Here is a 19142-nt window from a genome sequence, read left to right on the forward strand (position 1 = left end):
TTTACACTCTCAAAAATTCTTCTTTGTTGCCCAGCCAGCGCTCTAAGTGCGCTGCGACGGTGAGCGGGTCATTTTTTAATAAATCAGCTGCCAGATTTCTGGCTTTTTCGACCAACCATTGATCTGTCTCCAGATTGGCAAAGCGTAGCATGGCTTCGCCGGACTGACGTGCTCCGAGAAATTCGCCAGGGCCGCGTAACTCTAAATCTTTACGGGCGATTTCAAAACCATCATTGCTTTCGCGCATGGTCGCCAGCCTTTGTTTTGCAGTACCACCCAACGGGCCTTGATAAAGCAAAAGACAGACGCTGGCTGCCGCGCCGCGACCAACGCGACCACGCAGTTGGTGGAGTTGTGAGAGGCCGAAGCGCTCAGCGTGTTCAATCACCATCAGGCTCGCATTCGGCACATCGACCCCGACTTCAATCACCGTCGTGGCAACCAGCACCTGAGTACGGTTGTGAATAAAGTCGTCCATGACAGCCTGTTTTTCCGCAGGCTTGAGTCGTCCGTGTACCAGTCCGACTTGTATGCCGGGTAAAGCCGCTGCCAGCATGGCATGGGTGTCGGTCGCGGTTTGCAGTTGCAGCGTTTCTGATTCTTCGATTAAGGGGCAGACCCAGTACACTTGCTTGCCTTCCTGCGCTGCCGCATGCACCCGCGCGATCACTTCATCGCGGCGGTTCTGATCTATCACGCGGGTAACGATGGGCGTGCGTCCCGGTGGCAATTCATCGATCACGGACACTTCCAGATCGGCAAAATAGGTCATCGCCAGTGTGCGCGGGATCGGTGTTGCCGACATCATTAATTGATGCGGGACTTTTCCCGCCTCGGCTTTATTCGCCAGATTCAGGCGTTGGCTGACGCCGAAACGATGTTGTTCATCGACGATGACTAAGCCCAGTTTTTTGAACTGCACGTTATCTTGTATCAGTGCGTGAGTTCCTATCACCAGCTGCGCTTCGCCGGAGGCAATCAGCAGATTGGCCGCTTCTTTTTCTTTTTTCCTGAGGCTGCCGGTCAGCCAGGCCGTTTTCACGCCCAGCGGCTCCAGCCATGCAGCGATTTTTCTGAAATGTTGTTCCGCCAAAATTTCTGTCGGCGCCATTAAGGCTGCCTGAAAGCCATTGTCGATGGCTTGTGTTGCAGCCAGGGCAGCGACGATGGTTTTACCGCTGCCGACATCGCCTTGTAACAGACGTTGCATGGGGAAGGTTTCGCGTAAATCGGCACGGATTTCTGCCAGCACCTTTTCTTGCGCGCCTGTCAGCGAAAAAGGCAGATTCAATAAAAACGCGTTACTGAGTTCACCGGTGACAGGCAGCGCGTTTGCGCCTTTGCTACGGCGCGTGATCTGCGCCCGTTTTAACGAGAGTTGTTGTGCCAGCAGCTCATCGAATTTCATGCGCTCCCACGCCGGATGTTCGTGCTCCATCAGGCTGTACTGATCGACATCGGGCGGTGGATTGTGCAAAGTGCGTACGCTAGCCTCGAATCCTTGTAAACCTAAGGCCGCTAAACGTGCCGGCGACAAGGTATCGCGCCAGTTGACCCTGGTCATGGCGTTCGCAATGGCCTTGCGTAGCAGCGCTTGTGGCACGCCTTCGCCAGAATGGTAAACCGGGGTCAGTGCGGTTGGTAATGGCGCGCCTTCGTTGACGATTTTGTAGCCGGGGTGCACCATTTCCGCACCAAAAAAACCATGCCGCAATTCACCGCGAGCCCTGACGCGCACGCCCATCGCTAATTGCTTGAGTTGGCTGCCGTAAAAATTCAGAAAACGTAAGACGACTTGCCCGCTATCGTCGCTGATGGTGACAACCAGCTGGCGGCGCGGGCGATATTGCACATCCGATGCGGTCACGACGCCTTCCACCTGTACGGTGCTGCCACCGCGTAAGGCCGCATCATGCATGGGAATAATGGCGGTCTCATCCTCATATCGCATAGGCAGATGCAGGACGAAATCCATGTCTTTGCGCAAGCCCAGCCGGGCGAGTTTTTCGCTGGCTTTGCTGGCGCTACCTGCCGCTTTGGACGACGTTTTTTTTCCTGACTGGCGGGCTGCTTTGATCGGTGACGCGTGCGTCTCTGTGCTTGCGCTTGGGTCTTCAGCTGCCATGGGTGTAAAATGGTGGGTTTTGCTGTTGGCTCGGTTGTACAGGAAAATCCTGTTGCAGCTTATTTTACTGAGTTTTTATACAGTATGCAGCATTTTGTTCTATCTCTTTTTGTTTCCCACGCATGAAATATTCTCTGAGTGATTTTGATTTTGATCTGCCCGATGCATTAATCGCGCAAATGCCGCTGCCGGACAGAACCGCTTCGCGCTTATTGCATGTCGATGGTGAACAACTGGTGGACCGCCATTTTTCTGATGTGATCGACCAGCTGGGCGCCGATGATTTGCTGGTGTTCAATGATACCCGTGTGCTCAAAGCGCGTTTTTTCGGTGTCAAGGAAACCGGCGGCAAAGTGCAATTGCTGGTTGAGCGCGTGTTATCGAATACGGAGGACAACCGCAGCGTGCTGGTGCAGATGCGCGCGTCTAAATCGCCGCTACCGGGAAGTAAAATCCGGCTGGCAGATGCGTTCGATGTAGTCGTGGGTGAACGTCAGGGCGAATTTTTCACTTTGTTTTTTCCAAGCGATATTTTTACCTTGCTCGAAACCTATGGTCGCCTGCCTTTGCCGCCATATATCGAACACGATGCCGATGACTTTGATGAACAGCGCTATCAAACGGTCTATAACCGCGTTCCCGGTGCAGTCGCTGCGCCGACCGCGGGTCTGCATTTTGATCAGGCATTATTGCAACGCTGCCAGGAAAAAGGCGTTGGTTTGGCGTATGTGACTCTGCATGTTGGCGCGGGGACATTTCAGCCGGTGCGGGTTGAAAATCTGAATGAACACGTGATGCACAGCGAGTGGTACACCGTGCCGCAAGAGACGGTAGCTGCAGTACGCCAGACAAAAGCGGCGGGTGGCAAAGTCATCGCAGTCGGTACCACCAGTATGCGTGCCTTGGAATCAGCGTCGCAAAGTGGTCAGCTTGAAGCTGGTAGTGCGGACACGCAATTGTTCATTACACCGGGCTATGTGTTTAAAACTGTTGACCGCTTGATTACGAATTTCCATTTACCGAAATCGACGCTGATGATGCTGGTATCGGCGTTTGCGGGTTACGATAAAATCAAATCAGCTTATGCGCATGCAATTGCACAGCGCTATCGTTTTTTTAGCTATGGCGATGCGATGTTGCTGACCAATACCTCCGGGAAAGCCTGATTCAGGCAGGACACATAAAAGACATAGAACGACTCATTACCGTGTGCTCCGCGGAGCGTACAAGGAAGAATCATGCTTGAATTTACTCTGATTAAAAAAGATAAAACGACTGCAGCCCGCCGGGGTCGTGTGAAAGTGAATCACGGCGAAATCGAAACGCCGATTTTCATGCCGGTTGGTACCTATGGTTCAGTCAAAGCGATGTCACCGCTGGAACTCAAAGAAATCGACGCGCAGATTATTCTTGGCAATACCTTCCATCTGTGGTTGCGTCCAGGCCTGAGCGTGCTGAATAAATTCGGCGGCTTGCATGACTTTATGGGATGGGATAAACCTATCCTCACGGATTCAGGCGGCTTTCAGGTGTTTTCACTCGGAGCGATGCGCAAGATCACGGAAGAAGGTGTGAAATTTTCTTCTCCTATCAGTGGTGAGCGGCTGTTCTTGTCGCCGGAAATTTCCATGCAGATTCAACGCGCCCTGAATTCCGATATCGTGATGCAGTTCGACGAATGTACGCCCTACGAAATTGACGGCAGACCGGCGACGACTGAAGAGGCTGGTAAATCGATGCGCATGTCGTTGCGTTGGGCCAAGCGCTCTATTGACGAATTCAGACAGGGTGAAAATCCGAACGCGCTGTTTGGTATCGTTCAGGGCGGAATGTTTGAACACTTGCGCGACGAATCACTGGCGGGGCTGAATGAGCTGGGTTTTGATGGGATTGCGATAGGTGGCTTGTCGGTCGGTGAGCCGAAAGAAGACATGATGCGCATCCTTGCGCACACCGGCCCCAAACTGCCGGAAAACAAACCGCATTATCTGATGGGCGTCGGTACACCGGAAGATCTGGTGGCAGGCGTGGCGAACGGCATCGACATGTTTGACTGCGTGATGCCAACCCGGAATGCGCGCAATGGCTGGATATTCACCCGCTTCGGCGATGTGAAAATCAAAAATGCCCGCTACAAGGAAGACAAAGAACCGCTGGACGCGACGTGTGACTGTTATACCTGCAAAAATTTCTCGCGGGCGTATTTGCATCATCTGCACCGCACTGGCGAGATTCTGGGCGCACGTCTGAATACGATACACAACCTGCATTACTACCTTGATCTGATGAAAAACATCCGTCAGGCGCTGGATGACGAACGTTTTCCTGAGTTTGTGCAGCAGTTTCATGCTGACCGCGCGCGCGGCATCTAGTCTGCTTCTTAGCCTGCATCTTAGTCTGTATCTGGCTTTTTTCGCCAGTTCTGAGCGAGAGCAGTGCTAGAATGTGGCGCTTTACTGCTTGAAAAGTAGTTTATCGTCACTATTTATCATTATCTTGCTCAACACTGGCTGGATAATATTTATACAATTAACGGAGTCTGAACGTGTTTATTTCTAACGCTTATGCGCAATCTGCGGGTGCTGGTGCTGGTGCTGATGGTGGCCTGATGAGTTTCCTGCCTCTGGTATTAATGTTTGTGGTCTTATATTTCCTCATGATACGACCACAAATGAAGCGCCAGAAAGAGCAAAAAAACATGATGGAAGCGCTGGCGAAGAATGATGAAGTAGTGACTTCCGGCGGCATACTCGGCAAAGTGACCAAGGTCAATGAGAGCTATGTGACGATAGAAGTCGCCGAAGGCACAGAGATCGTTGTGCAAAAAGTAGCTGTCACTATGTTGTTGCCTAAAGGCACCATCAAAGCGATTTAATCAGTAAATACCGGCAACGCAGTCCGATCCATATCCGGGCTGCGTTGTGCTTTTCAGCTTCCATTTCTATTTTTATTATGAATCGCTACCCACTCTGGAAGTATCTGTTGATTGTGATTGCGCTGGTATTCGGTGTGCTGTACACCGCGCCAAATTTTTTTGGTGAGTCTCCGGCGGTACAAATCAGCAGCGCAAAATCGACCGTCAAAATTGACGAAAGCATGAAGGCGCGTGTCGAGAAAGCCTTGCAGCAATCCGGCCTGAAAGATAACGGCGTTTTCTTTGACTTTAACGGTATGCAGGGATCTGTGCGCGCGCGCTTTGCTGATACCGATACGCAATTTAAAGCGAAAGACATACTCGAAAAAACACTGAATCCTGATGCAACAGATCCGACGTATACAGTCGCTTTCAATCTGTTGCCGAACACACCGAAGTGGCTGCAAAGTCTGAACGCGCTGCCGATGTACCTCGGTCTGGATTTGCGCGGTGGCGTGCATTTCCTGATGCAGGTGGATACTAAAGCGGTCTTGACGAAGCGGGTACAGGGGCTGCAATCAAGTGTGCGTTCAGTCTTGCGTGAAAAAGATATCCGTCATGCGGGCATCAGCCGCGATGGCGACAACATTTCGGTGAAGTTCCGTGATGCTGAAACCCGCTCCGCAGCGAAAGCAGTATTGGCATCCCAAATGACAGATGTGAATCTGACTGACGTTGCCAGTGCAGACAATACAGAATTCAATGTCACTATCAGCCTGAAGCCTGAAGCCTTGCAAGCCGTAGTGACCGAAGGCGTGAAGCAAAACATTACCGCTTTGTCGAAACGTGTGAATGAACTCGGTGTTGCTGAGCCGATTATTCAACAACAAGGCCCTGATCGTATCGTCGTGCAGTTGCCTGGTGTACAGGACGTGGCGCGTGCGAAAGAAATCATCGGACGTACAGCAACGCTGGAAGTGCGTTTGCTGGACGATAGCGTGATTGGCCCGGTCGATGCGAATACGCCAGTGCCGTATGGTTCTGAAATGTTCAAAGGCAATCGTGGTGGCGAGTTGCTGATTCTGACCAAAGACCCGGTGGTGACTGGTGATTACATTACTGGTGCGACCGCCAGTTTTGATCACAACCAGCAGCCAGCCGTAGGTGTTGACCTGAACGGCGATGGTGGCCGTAAGATGCGCGAGGCAACCCGTAGCCGCATCGGTAAGCGTATGGCGATTGTCTTGTTTGAAAAAGACAAAGGCGAAGTCCTGATCGCACCAACCATTAACGATGAGCTGGGCTCACGCTTCCAGATTACCGGTATGGGTACTGCTGCTGCCTCTGCCGATCTGGCCTTGTTGCTGCGCGCTGGTTCGCTGGCAGCACCGATGGAAATTATCGAAGAACGCACGATAGGCCCTCAACTTGGTGTCGAAAACATCAAGCAGGGGCGCAATTCAACCTTATACGGTTTCGCTGCGATCTCGATATTTATGGTCATCTACTACATGCTGTTCGGTTTCTTCAGTGTGCTGGCATTGTCCGTCAACCTGTTGTTACTGGTCGCGCTGTTGTCCTTGCTGCAAGCGACACTGACTTTGCCTGGTATCGCTGCGATTGCGCTGGCGCTTGGTATGGCGATTGACTCGAATGTGTTGATTAATGAACGTATCCGCGAAGAGTTGCGCGCTGGCAGGTCACCGCAGAAGGCGATTGAAGAAGGCTTCGGCCATGCCTGGGCAACGATTCTCGATTCCAACGTGACGACACTGATTGTGGGTCTGGCCTTGTTGATCTTCGGTTCAGGTGCGATCCGTGGTTTTGCGGTGGTTCACTGCCTCGGTATTCTGACGTCGATTTTCTCTTCCGTTTTTGTGTCGCGTGGCGTGGTGAATCTCTGGTACGGTCGTCAGAAAAAACTGACTTCGCTTTCTATCGGTCAGATCTGGAAGCCAACCGATGATGCAGCCAAATAACCGATTGCCCAGATAAGAATTCAGGAATTCATTATGGAATTATTCCGCATTAAAAAAGACATTCCTTTCATGCGCCATGCGCTGATTTTCAATGTCATCTCTGCACTGACTTTTGTCGCCGCCGTATTTTTCCTGCTGCACAAAGGCTTGCATTTCTCTGTCGAATTTACTGGCGGTACAGTGATGGAAGTCACGTATCCCAAAGCCGCTGACGTTGATGGCATACGTCGTACCGTTGAAAGTCTGGGGTTTGTTGATGCGCCAGTGCAGACCTTTGGTAAGGCACAGGACGTGGTAATCCGGTTGCCTGAAACCAAGAAGGACGCCAAAGCTCCTGTTTCTGATGTTGTATTTGAAGCTTTGTGTAAGGTGGAAGGCGGAAGTCTAACAAAGATTGCAAGTGGATCAGAAAAGAAGGATGGCACTGAAAAAATGATGTGCCAGGATGCTGCCAAGAACGAGTCGGTTAAATTGCAAAGGGTGGAGCTGGTAGGTGCACAGGTCGGTGACGAATTGGCGCATGATGGTTTGATGGCGCTGTTGTTTGTGGTGCTGGGTGTGGTTGTTTATCTGGCGATACGCTTTGAATGGAAGTTTGCGGTCGCTGCGATTTTCGCCAACTTGCATGACGTGGTGATTATTCTCGGCTTCTTTGCGTTCTTTCAGTGGGAATTCAACCTCTCCGTGCTGGCGGCGGTATTGGCGGTGCTGGGTTACTCGGTGAATGAGTCCGTGATTATTTTCGATCGTATTCGTGAAAATTTCCGTACTCAGCGAAAAATGTCGGTGACAGAAGTGATCAATCATGCGATCACCAGCACCATCTCGCGTACCATCATCACTCATGGATGTACGCAAATGATGGTGTTATCGATGTTGTTGATTGGCGGCCCGACCTTGCATTATTTTGCTGTGGCGCTGACGATTGGTATCTGCTTCGGTATTTATTCTTCTGTCTTCGTTGCTGCTGCCATCGCGATGTGGTTGGGTGTCAAACGTGAAGATCTGGTGAAACCAGTCAAGGAAAAAGACGATACCGACGGCGCCGTTGTTTAAAAAACGCTTCTATTCGTCGTTATGATGTAACGATAGGTATCTAAAATCAAAGCCAGCACTCTAGCTGGCTTTTTTTTTGTTAGGATTTGCCGCAGGCAGGTATTTTGTAAAAAACACTTAGTGTTGTCGTTGTTCTGATCTGTTCGCCATGCGGCGAAATGGTGTTGCAAGATAATTAGCTGAAACCTGTTATTGCCATTAAATTGAATGATCTGACGTCAGCTCAGCCTATTTTTAAATAATTACGTAGAACTTTCTTGTTGCGCATCAGTCTTACTGCGTCTGCAAAGGATAAAAATAACATGAGCCAATTGAAAAATTTTACTATCGTTGCGGTGATTGCCGCACTCGCGGGCGGCACCTATTATTTTGTTGCGCCGTCTCAAAAAAATAAAGCCGATCCTTTAGCTGCGGGTAAAACAAGCGGAGCCAAAAATGATGCTCAGAGCCGTCCTGTGAGCGTGTCTACCATCGTTGCCCAAAAACGGGATTACCCGGTGCGTATCGCGGCGAACGGTATGGTGTCAGCATTGAATACAGTGGATATCCGGCCACAGGTCACCAGTACCGTGGCGAAGGTGCATATCAAAGAGGGGCAGTTTGTGCGCGCGGGTGATTTGCTTTTCACACTCGACAGCCGCACGGATGAAGTGAATCTGGCGAAAGCACAGGCGCAACTCGATAAGGATCTGGCGACGCTGGCCGACAATCAGCGGCAATTGGCTCGTAGTAAAGAATTACTGGCGAAAAAATTCGTGGCACAGAGTGCGCTCGATTCGAGTCAGACCCTGGTTGATGCGCAGCAGGCCGTCGTCGCTTCCGACAAGGCAGCCGTTGCCGCTGCCCGCGTCGCACTGAGCTATAACCGTATTGTTGCTCCATCGGCAGGACGCACCGGTATCATCAGCGTTTTTCCTGGATCTTTGGTTCAGCCCAGCGCAACAGCGACAGCAATGGTGACGATTACACAGATGAATCCGATTGCAGTGACCTTCCCGCTGCCGCAACGTAATTTGCCGGACGCGCTACAAAGTATGCAAGGTCAGGACAGTTACGTCACGGCGAGTTTGCCGGACGGGGTCAGCAAATTTAAAGGCAAGTTGCAGTTCGTCGATAACGCCGTGGATGCTGCTTCCGGTACCGTCAAAGTGAAAGCCGTGTTTGATAACAAGGAAATGAAACTGTGGCCGGGCGCGTATGTGAATCTGGAAATGAGTGTGCAGACGCTGAAAGATGCGGTGGTTGTGCCGCAGGATGCAGTCGTTGTCGGTGCGCGTGGCAAGTCCGTCTATATTGTGAATGCCGAATCGAAGGCTGAGTTGAAGCCTGTCGTTGTGACGCAAAGTTTTGGTACCGATGCGGTCGTGTCTGGGATTGAGGCTGGCGCAAAAGTGGTGCTGGAAGGTAAGCAGAATTTACGTCCTGGCGCGCTGGTGAAGGAGCGCGGCGCTGACGCAAAAGAAGGCGATAAGTCGGGCAAAGGTGACAAATCAGGTGCGGCAGCAGCTAAAGTATCTGAGAAGCCCTCTGCCGCGTCGTCGGCATCCGCAGCGAGCGCATCATGAATTTATCTGAGTTGTTCATCCGCCGTCCGGTGATGACGGTGTTGCTGAATCTGTCGATTGTCGTTGCGGGTATTCTGGCCTACCGCTATATCCCGATTGCCGCTTTACCGAGCTATGACACGCCGGTCATCAGCGTGAATGCGAACCTTCCTGGTGCGAGTCCTGAAACGATGGCAACCTCGGTTGCGCTGCCACTCGAAAAGCAGTTCGCCACCATCCCCGGTTTATCGATTATCAGTTCCAGCAATACGATAGGGAATACTTCCCTGACGCTGGAATTCGATCAGAATCGCAATATCGATGCAGCAGCGGTCGATGTGCAGGCGGCTTTGCTGCGTGCGCAACGTTCCTTGCCTATCGATATGACATCGCCGCCTTCGTATCGCAAGGTCAATCCTGCTGATGCGCCGGTATTGTTCATTGCCCTGACTTCGCCTTCGCTGAGTCTGGCGGAGCTGACCAGTTACGCTGAGCATCTGATTTCACCTAGTTTGTCGACACTGGAAGGCGTCGCGCAAGTGAATATTTTTGGTATCAAACGTTATGCGGTGCGCATACGAGTGATGCCGGATGCCTTGTCAGCACGTAATCTGACGCTGGATGAACTGGCGAGCAGTATTAAAACATCGAATGCCAATACACCAGTCGGTACGCTGGATGGCGATAAGCAGACGTTGACACTGCAAGCCAATAAGCAATTGCAGAGTGCTGCAGAATTTGCGAATCTGGTGGTCAGCAACAAAGGTGGACAAGTGGTTCGTCTGCGTGATGTTGCAGTCGTTGAAGATAGTTATGAGCAGGTGAAAACTTCTGCCAATTTCAATGGTGAAAGTTCCATCACTTTAGCGATTCAGCGTCAGTCTGACGCAAATACGGTGAAGGTGGTTGATTCGATTAAATCCGCTTTACCGGGTTTTCAGGCGCAATTGCCAGCCTCAGTCAAACTGAATCTGGTCAATGATCGCTCCATCTCTATCCGCGATGCCTTGCACGATGTAAACCTGACTTTGCTGCTGACGATATTTTTAGTGGTGATCGTCATTTTCCTGTTCCTGCGCCGCATGGTCGCTACCATCATTCCGACTTTATCGCTGCCGGTTTCGCTGGTTGGCGCGATCAGTCTGTTATGGGGTTTTGGCTATACGCTGGATAACGTGTCCTTGCTTGGTCTGACGTTGGCAGTCGGGCTGGTAGTGGATGACGCGATCGTGATGCTGGAAAATATCATGCGTCACGTTGAAAACGGTGAAGAGCCGTTTAAGGCGGCGTTGAAAGGCTCACGCGAAGTTGGTTTTACGATTATTTCCATCTCGACTTCGCTGGTGGCGGTTTTCATTCCTATCTTCTTCATGCCTGGCGTCATCGGTCAGTTATTCCATGAGTTTGCGGTGATTGTCAGCCTGGCGATTCTGGCATCTGCCTTTGTTTCTCTGACACTGGTGCCGATGCTGGCGAGTCGTTTCCTGAAAAGTGAACATGAACTGAAAGCGCCTTCGCGACTGGTGGCTGCGATGCTCAATACGTTTGAGCGCAGCTTTAACGCGTCGCTGCGTGTTTACACAAACGGACTTGATCTGGCGTTGCAGCACCGGAAGATCGTGCTGTTGATTGCGTTGGCGACTTTCGCGGCAACGGCGTATCTGTTTAACGTGATTCCTAAAGGGTTTTTCCCGCAAGAGGATATTGGCCAGATCAACGTTTCTACCGAAGCTGCGGAAGATACCTCATTCCCGGCAATGGTGGCATTGCAGGATCAGGTCGCCAAAATTATTCGTGACGACCCTAGCGTACTGACTGCAACCTCGTTTAACGGCGGCAGCGGCTCACAGAATACGGGTCGTATGTTCATCAACCTCAAACCACGCGATCAGCGCAAACCCATGAAAGAAGTGGTCGATGGTTTGCGTAAAAAGCTGGCGGCGGTTCCTGGCATCAATGTCTTCCTGCGACCAACGCAAAACTTGCAGCTCGGTGGTCGTCCAAGTAAAAGTCAGTACCAATATATTTTGCAAAGTGTGGAGGCGGGTGAGCTCAATAGCTGGGCCAATAAACTACAGGAAAAACTGCGCGCTGATCCTGGCTTTAAAGATGTGACCACGGATTCGCAACTGAAAGGCTTGCAGGCATCACTTGAGATCGATCGCGATCGCGCGAACACGCTGGGTGTCGGCATGGACAGCATACGTTCTGCTTTGTACAGTGCTTTTGGTGAACGTCAGGTATCGACGATGTATACGAATGTTGATAGCTATCAGATCATCATGGAAGTCGCACCGGATGCCAAAAAAGATGAAAGCGCGATCAACGGTATTTATGTCCGCAGCAATACCGGAACACTGGTGCCGCTGTCGAGCGTTGCAACCGTCAAACGTACGGTCGGCCCGACCTCGATTAATCACGTTGGTCAGTTACAGGCGGTGACGGTCTCGTTTAATCTGGCACCGGATACCGCATTGGGTGAGGCAACCAATCGTATTGAAAAATACCGGGAAGAGATTAAATTGCCGACCTCCATCATCACCAGCTATGGCGGTGATGCGGCGGTGTTTAAAAATTCGCAATCCGGACAAGTTGTGCTGATCGTTGCGGCGCTGCTGGTGATTTATGTTTTGCTCGGCGTACTGTATGAAAGCTTCATCCATCCGATTACGATTCTCGCTGGCTTGCCATCGGCTGCGGTGGGTGCTTTGCTGACACTGAAATGGTTCGGCGAAGACCTGACGCTGATCGCAACCATCGGTATTTTGCTGCTGATCGGTATCGTGAAAAAGAATGCGATCATGATGATCGATTTCGCGCTGGATGCACAAAGGCATCAGAACATGACGCCGGCAGAGGCAATACGCGAAGCCTGTATTCAGCGTTTCCGTCCGATTATGATGACGACACTGGCAGCGCTGGTCGGTGCTTTGCCAATCGCGCTGGGTTTGGGGGCTGGTGCCGAACTGCGTCAGCCGTTGGGGCTTGCGGTGGTCGGTGGTTTGATTTTTTCACAGGCGATTACGCTGTTCATTACACCTGTGATTTATCTGGCGCTGGATCGCTTCAGTGGCAAAGGCCCTATCGTCGGAGATCATCTGTAAAACCGGAAAATACAGATACTCCCCCATCATTTTAATAAAAAAGGCCTAATGTCTGCAGAAACATTAGGCCTTTTTATATACTGGGGGGAGTATGTATATATTATTTCTCGGTACTGAAATGCTGTTTGAGTTTTTCCAGCGCATCTTCCAACGCCTGATAATCGGCTTCTGAATAATCAGCAAAATGTTTGTCGCCTTCTGCGACCACATGCGGAAAAACTTCATCAAAGCTGGCTTCACCCAGTGGCGTCAGCTTCACAAAAAACTGGCGGCGGTCATTGCAGCCCCGCTCGCGGGAAATCAGTTTTTTCTGCTCCAGCCGGTCGAGCACACCGGTCAGCGTGCCTTTGGTAATCAGAGTTTTTTCACCGAGTTCTTTGCATGTCATACCCTGCGTATTTCCCAGGGTAGCGATGATGTCAAACTGGGAGTGCGTCAATCCGAATTGCCGGACTTTGGCAGTGGATATCTGCTCAAATAATTGCATGCATTCGGCCAGCATACGTATGCTGCGGAGAAATCGTTTACCCATAGTTAACACTCGATTCAACACTCAAAATAGAAGGCCGATCATAGGATCGGCCTGGTCATTCAGCTGCTCAGCACGATGTAAAACATCGTGCCTAGAGAATTAATCCACTTAGTCAGCTTTGATGGCTTCAACCTGAATTGCCAGTTTAACTTCTGGTGCAAAACCATACGCCATACCGTAGTTCAGACCAAAGTCTGTACGTTTGAATTCAGCAGAAGCGTCGGCACCGCATGCTTCTTTCTTGAACATAGGATGCTGGATGCACTTGAATTTATTGATTTTCAATGTCAGCGGCTTAGTGACGCCCAGCAAAGTGAAGTTACCTTCAACTGCTACTGGTGTGTCGCCTTCAAATTTGATCGAAGTACCTTTGTAGGTCGCAGTCGGGAATTGAGCGACGTTGAAAATGTCTTTTGATTTTGCGTGTTCGTTCATTTTTTCATGACCGAAATCGATAGAGGATGCATCGATAGTGATATCGACAGTACCTGTTTTTGCCGCACGATCAAGCACTACTTTACCGCTGGTTTTATTGAACTTACCACGCCATACGGAAATGCCCATGTGATCAGCTTCAAAACTTGGGTAAGTGTGGTTTGGTTCGATGTTGTATGTTTGTGCGAATGCTGGCGCCGCGCTGATAGCCAAAGCGGCGATGATTAATTTGCTGAATTTCATAATTGCTCCTGATTAAATGGTCAAAGTATGAGACCGATGATTTTCTGATGTATAGCTTACAAACTGAGTTGCTGGGTTACTGCGTGGTGACTACATGAAACTTGATGACAACTTCGTCAGCGATCATGCCGGTATCTTTCCACTCACCTTCGCCGATGTTAAATGCCAGACGTTTGATCGGCAGGCTGCCGTCAAAAATCTGATTTTTACCATCTTGCTTGACGTTGAGTGGAAAACTGACGTTGCTGCTTTTACCTTTGATGGTGAGCGTGCCGTTAACGTCGAGCTTGCCCGGTCCGCTGGCTTTCATTGTGGTGGCAACGAAACTGGCTTTCGGAAATTGTGCGGCGTTAAACCATTCTTTTTTCAAAACTTCTTTGTTGTATTCAGGATCGCCCAGATCAAAGCTGGCGAGTTCGATCTCAACACTTGCTTTCGATGTTTCTGGTTTTGCTCCGTTGTAATCGATGTTCGCGCTGAATTTTTTAAATTTAGCATCGACCGGCACATTCATTTGTTTAAAGACGATAGCCACATTGCTCTTAGCATTATCGAGCTTTGCCATGGCGGCCAGCGCAGGAATGGCAACGGCCAGTGTGATCGCGGAAGCGATGAGTTTATTAGAGAATTTTGAGAGTTTCATAAGATACTTTCTGTAAGAAATTATTTGCCTGGCATCATGCGACGCAGCAGACCGTCTTTATCAATGAATTGGTGCTTTAATGCAGCAGCGATATGCATGAGAACTAAAACCGCCATGCCGTAGTTCAGCATTTCATGCAACTCTTTCAGGCTGTGTTTGATCTCCGGATTAGGCGCGATGACACTCGGTAATTCAAACAAGCCCAGATACACGACAGGGTAACCAGCAGCACAAGTGTAAAAATAACCCGACAATGGCACTGCAAACATCAGTACATACAACAGCAGATGTGTGTAGCTGGCGGCTTTTTGTTGCAACACGCTCATGTGTGCAGGATAGTCTGGCGCTTTACTTAGCAAGCGGTTCAGTAAGCGCAGCGCAACTAAGGCCAATACCGTTACACCTATCCATTTATGGTAAGAGTAGTATTGCAATTTGGTCGGACTGATTTTCATATCCGTCATCACCCAGCCCAATGAAAAGGCAGCAATGATCAGCAAAGCGACCAGCCAGTGCAGTGCCACTGAAACTGTAGAGTAACGCTCATTGTTTGCCATCGGGGATTCCTTTTAAAATTGAAAATTAGTTCGCATTAGGACTAATATAGCAAAAAAAATGAAAGTGTGCAGAGGCGCATCAAAAACAGGATAGCGCAATATCGGAACTGTTATCTGTTATGAAGTGATACGGACAGCTAGTGCAAATTCCAGTGGGTATAGAGATGCGCTGAGAAAAGAAAAAACTGGCGTATCAGAGCAAAGCTGATACGCCAGTTTTTGTCGGAATGCAGAAAGATCTAATTGCTTAGATTGCTTTTGCTAATTTTGCTGCGATACCGATATAGTTCGCCGGTGTCATCGCCAGCAACAAGTCTTTGGCGTCCTGAGGAATCGCCAGAGTCAACACGAATTCACGCAGCGCTTCTTTGGAAATCCCTTTGCCGCGTGTCAGTTCTTTGAGCTGTTCGTATGGATTTTCAATGCCGTAACGGCGCATCACGGTTTGCACAGGTTCTGCCAGCACTTCCCATGTCGCGTCCAGATCGGCAGCCAGGCGTTCAGGATTAGTTTCCAGTTTGTTTAACCCGCGCAGGCAGCTATCGTAGGCCAGCAAGGTGTAACCAAAGGCCACGCCGATATTGCGCAACACAGTTGAGTCGGTCAGATCACGCTGCCAGCGGGACACCGGCAATTTTTCAGACAGATGACGCAGCAGCGCATTTGCCAGACCCAGATTACCTTCGGAGTTTTCAAAATCGATAGGGTTCACTTTGTGTGGCATAGTGGAAGAACCGATTTCACCAGCTTTGGTTTTTTGTTTGAAATAACCGACCGAAATGTAACCCCAGATATCGCGGTTCAGATCCAGCAAAATGGTATTGGCACGCGCGAAAGCATCAAACATTTCAGCCATGTAATCATGCGGCTCAATTTGTATCGTGTATGGGTTATAAGTCAGGCCCAGACGTTGCTCGATCACGTTTTTAGAAAAATTTTCCCAGTCGTACGCAGGGTAGGCAGATAAATGCGCATTGTAATTACCGACTGCACCATTCATTTTTCCGAGAATTTCAACTTGTTCGATACGTTTGATCGCACGCTGCAAACGAGCCACGACATTCGCCATTTCTTTGCCGAGTGTGGTCGGGCTGGCAGGTTGGCCATGTGTACGCGATAACATAGGCACGTCCGCATTCGTGTGCGCCAGTTCTGTCAGGCGGGCAATCACTTTTTGCAGTGCCGGCACCATCACGCTGTCACGCGCGGTTTTCAGCATCATGCCGTGCGACGTATTGTTGATGTCTTCGGAAGTGCAGGCAAAGTGTATGAATTCACTCGCAGCAACCAGTTCTGCCGATCCGGCCACTTTTTCTTTCAACCAGTATTCGACTGCTTTGACGTCGTGATTTGTGACCGCTTCAATATCTTTGATGCGTTGCGCGTCGGCTTCTGAAAATTCAGCGACCAGTTTGTTCAATAAGGCCTTGGCATCATCAGAGAAAGGTTTGATTTCATCGAAGCCTGCTTCTGCTAAAGCCTGCAGCCACGAAACTTCAACTTTGACACGGTGATGCATAAAACCAGCTTCGGACAGGGTTGTGCGCAAAGCATCAACTTTAACTGCATAGCGGCCATCAAGAGGGGAGAGGGCTGAGAGTGAAGAGAGGGGCATGATGGAGATATATGTGGAGGTCAATAGAAAATGCTTACGCAAAAAACAACGATTTTACAAATTATGTGAAATTTGCCGGTGAGTAACGAAACCTGAGATAAATTACAGACTATCGAAGATTTTTGCACTGAATACGAGATTTTACCATTGTGAGGCGGCTTGTAACCGGGTATCGCTCCCTTGTGTAAAGCCAGATCGCTTGTCGGGGCAGGTGGAAATAATGTGCTTAACCGTTATAATCCCGACTTAATTAACCATGCAAAAACTATGAAACTCATTGGCTCCACTACCAGTCCTTACGTAAGAAAAGTCCGCGTTGTGATGGCGGAAAAAAAATTGGATTACGCCTTTTTACTAGAAAATGTGTGGGCAGAAGATACGACGATTCAGGAGTCTAACCCTCTGGGCAAAGTTCCCTGTCTGTTAATGGAGGATGGCGGTGCGATGTTTGACTCACGCGTCATCGTTGAATATCTCGATACCTTGACACCGGTTGGTCGCTTGATTCCCTCACTGGGACGTGAACGGGCCGAAGTGAAATGCTGGGAAGCCTTGGCAGATGGTATTCTGGACGCCGCAATTCTGGTGCGACTGGAAAAAACATTACGTCCACAAGAACAACAAAGTGAAGACTGGATCAATCGCCAGATGAATAAGGTCAATGCTGGTTTAAAAGCGATTTCTTTGGGGCTGGGCGACATGCCTTTTTGCTCTGGCAGTCGTTTAACCTTAGCAGACATCAGTGTTGCCTGCCTGTTGGGCTGGCTCAGTTTCCGTTTCCCGGAAATCTCATGGCGCGATGAATATCCTAACCTCGCAAAATTGTTTGATAAATTATCGGAGCGCCAGTCTTTTAAAGACACGGTGCCGCAGTAATTTCAAAAAGAAAGACGGAAAAAAAAGGATGATGTGGTGAGCATCATCCTTTTTGTTTATTCTTCGCTGCTGAGTTGCGACTGCAAATAATTTTGTACGCCAATTTTTTCGATCAACTCTATCTGCGTTTCCAGCCAGTCTATATGTTCTTCGGTATCTTCCAGGATCATTTGAAATAAATCGCGGGAAACATAGTCGGCACAAGTTTCTGATACGGCAATACCTTCTTTTACAGTCTTTTGCGCGGCCTGCTCAAGCTTCAGATCGCACGCCAGCATCTCAGGTGTGTCTTCACCTATCATCAGCTTATGCAGCGCCTGAAGATTCGGCAAGCCGCCAAGCATCAGTATGCGGTCGATCAGCTTGTCAGCATGTTTCATTTCGCCGATGGACTCTTCGTACTCTTTCTTCGCAATTTTTTCCAGTCCCCAGTGTTTGTACATGCGTGCATGTAAAAAATACTGGTTAATCGCGCTTAATTCATTGGTCAGTTGCGCATTGAGCAGCTTGATGACTTTCGCATCGCCTTTCATCATGAATCCTTTCGACAGTGGTGAAGAGTGAAGTGCTCCTATCATAGCAACTTACTGCTCAATCGAAATAAAAAAAATCGATTGTGAAATCTGGTTATACGTCCAGAGAAAAATTAATGGTCGCGGTTGCAATCATCGCCAGAGCCCTTCCATCTTCGAGATAGGGCTTGAAGATGGCTTGCATCAAGGCATGACGCGCCGCTTCGTCCAGACGTTGGAAACCGGATGATTTCTGAATGTCGACCTTTTCAGCATATCCTTTCTCATTGACCAATACGCGTAAGGTTACTTTACCTTCTTCGCCCATGCGTCTGGATACGCGCGGATACTCTGCTTTGGGTGCGCGTATATATTCAACAGCGCTGACAGTCTTGATTGCTGTCGGGGAAGGTGCCCCGGTCGGTGCCTGCGTCGTTACTTCCGTTTTTGCACTGGCAACCGGTGCTTCAGTTGCCGCTGCAACAATCGCCTGTTCATTCGGGACGTTATTCGGAGTGACGATAGGAGTTTTAGGTGGCATTACTTCTGTCGTAACCGGAGTGAGCGTCTTTTTGCTCTGAACAATTTGCGGTTTTGTTTGTTCCGGTACAGGCGTTTCCGGCTGTATTAAGGTCATGACAACTTCACGTGGCAGCAATTGGGTCACTTTAGAAATCAAGCCATGTTGTAGCGCGTATGCCAGACCCAGATGCGCGAGGACTATGACCGAAAATGACAAAATGCGTGAGCGGCTCAGCGCTTTTTCTTCATTGCCATACGTAGGGTAGAAGTGTGTATTCATGCTGGTATCTCGTTATTCTGAAAGCCCAGTTTATGTAAAAATAACTGCACTTCATGTTCTCTCGATTCTTTCTTGGCGATGCATTCGCGCAGCACTTGTCGCGCGCAGCCAGCACATTTACCGCAGCAAGTACCGACGTTCAGATGAGCTCGTAAATCAGACATGGTGCTCATCCCGGTATCGACTGCGTGATGAATCTTTTTTTCAGAGACATTGTTGCAAACACAAACAATCATAGCTCCCTCGCTCTTTTCTTTACTTTAAT

The 19142-nt window shown here is 49.6% G+C and carries 17 protein-coding genes; 8 read left to right on the forward strand and 9 right to left on the reverse strand.

Annotated elements, in window-relative coordinates; translation table 11 throughout:
* Position 1: 1 nt before the first annotated feature.
* The gene (recG, locus tag H8K38_RS00835; RefSeq protein ID WP_186882897.1) at positions 2–2125 is read right to left on the reverse strand and encodes an ATP-dependent DNA helicase RecG; all 2124 of its coding nucleotides are present in this window, start codon (positions 2123–2125) and stop codon (positions 2–4) included.
* Between the two features lie 122 nt (positions 2126–2247).
* Between recG and queA the strand changes: the two genes are divergently transcribed.
* From queA to H8K38_RS00870, 7 genes are all read left to right on the forward strand, one after another.
* Positions 2248–3291, forward strand: coding sequence for a tRNA preQ1(34) S-adenosylmethionine ribosyltransferase-isomerase QueA (gene queA, locus H8K38_RS00840; RefSeq protein WP_186882898.1), 1044 nt, complete (start codon positions 2248–2250; stop codon positions 3289–3291).
* A 72-nt stretch (positions 3292–3363) separates the two neighbouring features.
* Complete coding sequence (gene tgt / locus H8K38_RS00845) at positions 3364–4497, forward strand: tRNA guanosine(34) transglycosylase Tgt (RefSeq protein ID WP_186882899.1); 1134 nt, start codon at positions 3364–3366, stop codon at positions 4495–4497.
* 236 nt (positions 4498–4733) lie between these two features.
* Positions 4734–5000 (forward strand): preprotein translocase subunit YajC, encoded by a 267-nt coding sequence (yajC, locus tag H8K38_RS00850; RefSeq protein ID WP_255422803.1) that lies wholly within the window; start codon positions 4734–4736, stop codon positions 4998–5000.
* 77 nt (positions 5001–5077) lie between these two features.
* Positions 5078–6958, forward strand: coding sequence for a protein translocase subunit SecD (gene secD / locus H8K38_RS00855; RefSeq protein WP_186882901.1), 1881 nt, complete (start codon positions 5078–5080; stop codon positions 6956–6958).
* Positions 6959–6991: 33 nt separating this feature from the next.
* Entirely contained in the window at positions 6992–8014 is a 1023-nt protein-coding gene (gene secF, locus H8K38_RS00860; protein ID WP_186882902.1) for a protein translocase subunit SecF, read from the forward strand.
* Between the two features lie 302 nt (positions 8015–8316).
* Positions 8317–9579, forward strand: coding sequence for an efflux RND transporter periplasmic adaptor subunit (locus tag H8K38_RS00865; RefSeq protein WP_186882903.1), 1263 nt, complete (start codon positions 8317–8319; stop codon positions 9577–9579).
* Complete coding sequence (locus H8K38_RS00870; RefSeq protein WP_186882904.1) at positions 9576–12662, forward strand: efflux RND transporter permease subunit; 3087 nt, start codon at positions 9576–9578, stop codon at positions 12660–12662. Before H8K38_RS00865 ends, H8K38_RS00870 begins: the two co-directional genes overlap by 4 nt.
* A gap of 100 nt (positions 12663–12762) precedes the next feature.
* Here the strand turns inward: H8K38_RS00870 and H8K38_RS00875 are convergent, their stop codons facing one another.
* The 5 genes from H8K38_RS00875 to purB form a co-directional block, all read right to left on the reverse strand.
* A complete protein-coding gene (locus H8K38_RS00875) occupies positions 12763–13194 on the reverse strand; it encodes a MarR family winged helix-turn-helix transcriptional regulator (RefSeq protein WP_186882905.1) in 432 nt (143 codons plus the stop codon).
* Between the two features lie 108 nt (positions 13195–13302).
* Complete coding sequence (locus tag H8K38_RS00880; RefSeq protein ID WP_186882906.1) at positions 13303–13872, reverse strand: YceI family protein; 570 nt, start codon at positions 13870–13872, stop codon at positions 13303–13305.
* A gap of 76 nt (positions 13873–13948) precedes the next feature.
* The gene (locus tag H8K38_RS00885; RefSeq protein WP_186882907.1) at positions 13949–14515 is read right to left on the reverse strand and encodes a YceI family protein; all 567 of its coding nucleotides are present in this window, start codon (positions 14513–14515) and stop codon (positions 13949–13951) included.
* Positions 14516–14535: 20 nt separating this feature from the next.
* Positions 14536–15072: a cytochrome b gene (locus H8K38_RS00890; RefSeq protein ID WP_186882908.1), complete on the reverse strand. Its 537-nt coding sequence runs from the start codon at positions 15070–15072 to the stop codon at positions 14536–14538.
* A gap of 247 nt (positions 15073–15319) precedes the next feature.
* Positions 15320–16687 (reverse strand): adenylosuccinate lyase, encoded by a 1368-nt coding sequence (gene purB, locus H8K38_RS00895; RefSeq protein WP_186883321.1) that lies wholly within the window; start codon positions 16685–16687, stop codon positions 15320–15322.
* 267 nt (positions 16688–16954) lie between these two features.
* Here purB and H8K38_RS00900 point away from each other — a divergent pair, with 267 nt between their 5' ends.
* Positions 16955–17563 (forward strand): glutathione S-transferase N-terminal domain-containing protein, encoded by a 609-nt coding sequence (locus tag H8K38_RS00900; protein WP_186882909.1) that lies wholly within the window; start codon positions 16955–16957, stop codon positions 17561–17563.
* 56 nt (positions 17564–17619) lie between these two features.
* On the opposite strand, the gene bfr is transcribed toward H8K38_RS00900, so the two are convergent.
* From bfr to H8K38_RS00915, 3 genes are all read right to left on the reverse strand, one after another.
* Entirely contained in the window at positions 17620–18096 is a 477-nt protein-coding gene (gene bfr / locus H8K38_RS00905; protein WP_186883322.1) for a bacterioferritin, read from the reverse strand.
* 94 nt (positions 18097–18190) lie between these two features.
* Entirely contained in the window at positions 18191–18877 is a 687-nt protein-coding gene (locus H8K38_RS00910; RefSeq protein ID WP_186882910.1) for an energy transducer TonB, read from the reverse strand.
* Positions 18874–19113, reverse strand: a complete 240-nt coding sequence (locus tag H8K38_RS00915; protein WP_186882911.1) for a bacterioferritin-associated ferredoxin — start codon at positions 19111–19113, stop codon at positions 18874–18876. The genes H8K38_RS00910 and H8K38_RS00915 overlap by 4 nt, the downstream gene beginning before the upstream one ends.
* Positions 19114–19142 lie beyond the last annotated feature (29 nt).

The sequence above is a fragment of the Undibacterium sp. FT79W genome, assembly GCF_014284215.1.
Taxonomy (GTDB): Bacteria; Pseudomonadota; Gammaproteobacteria; order Burkholderiales; family Burkholderiaceae_D; genus Undibacterium; species Undibacterium aquatile.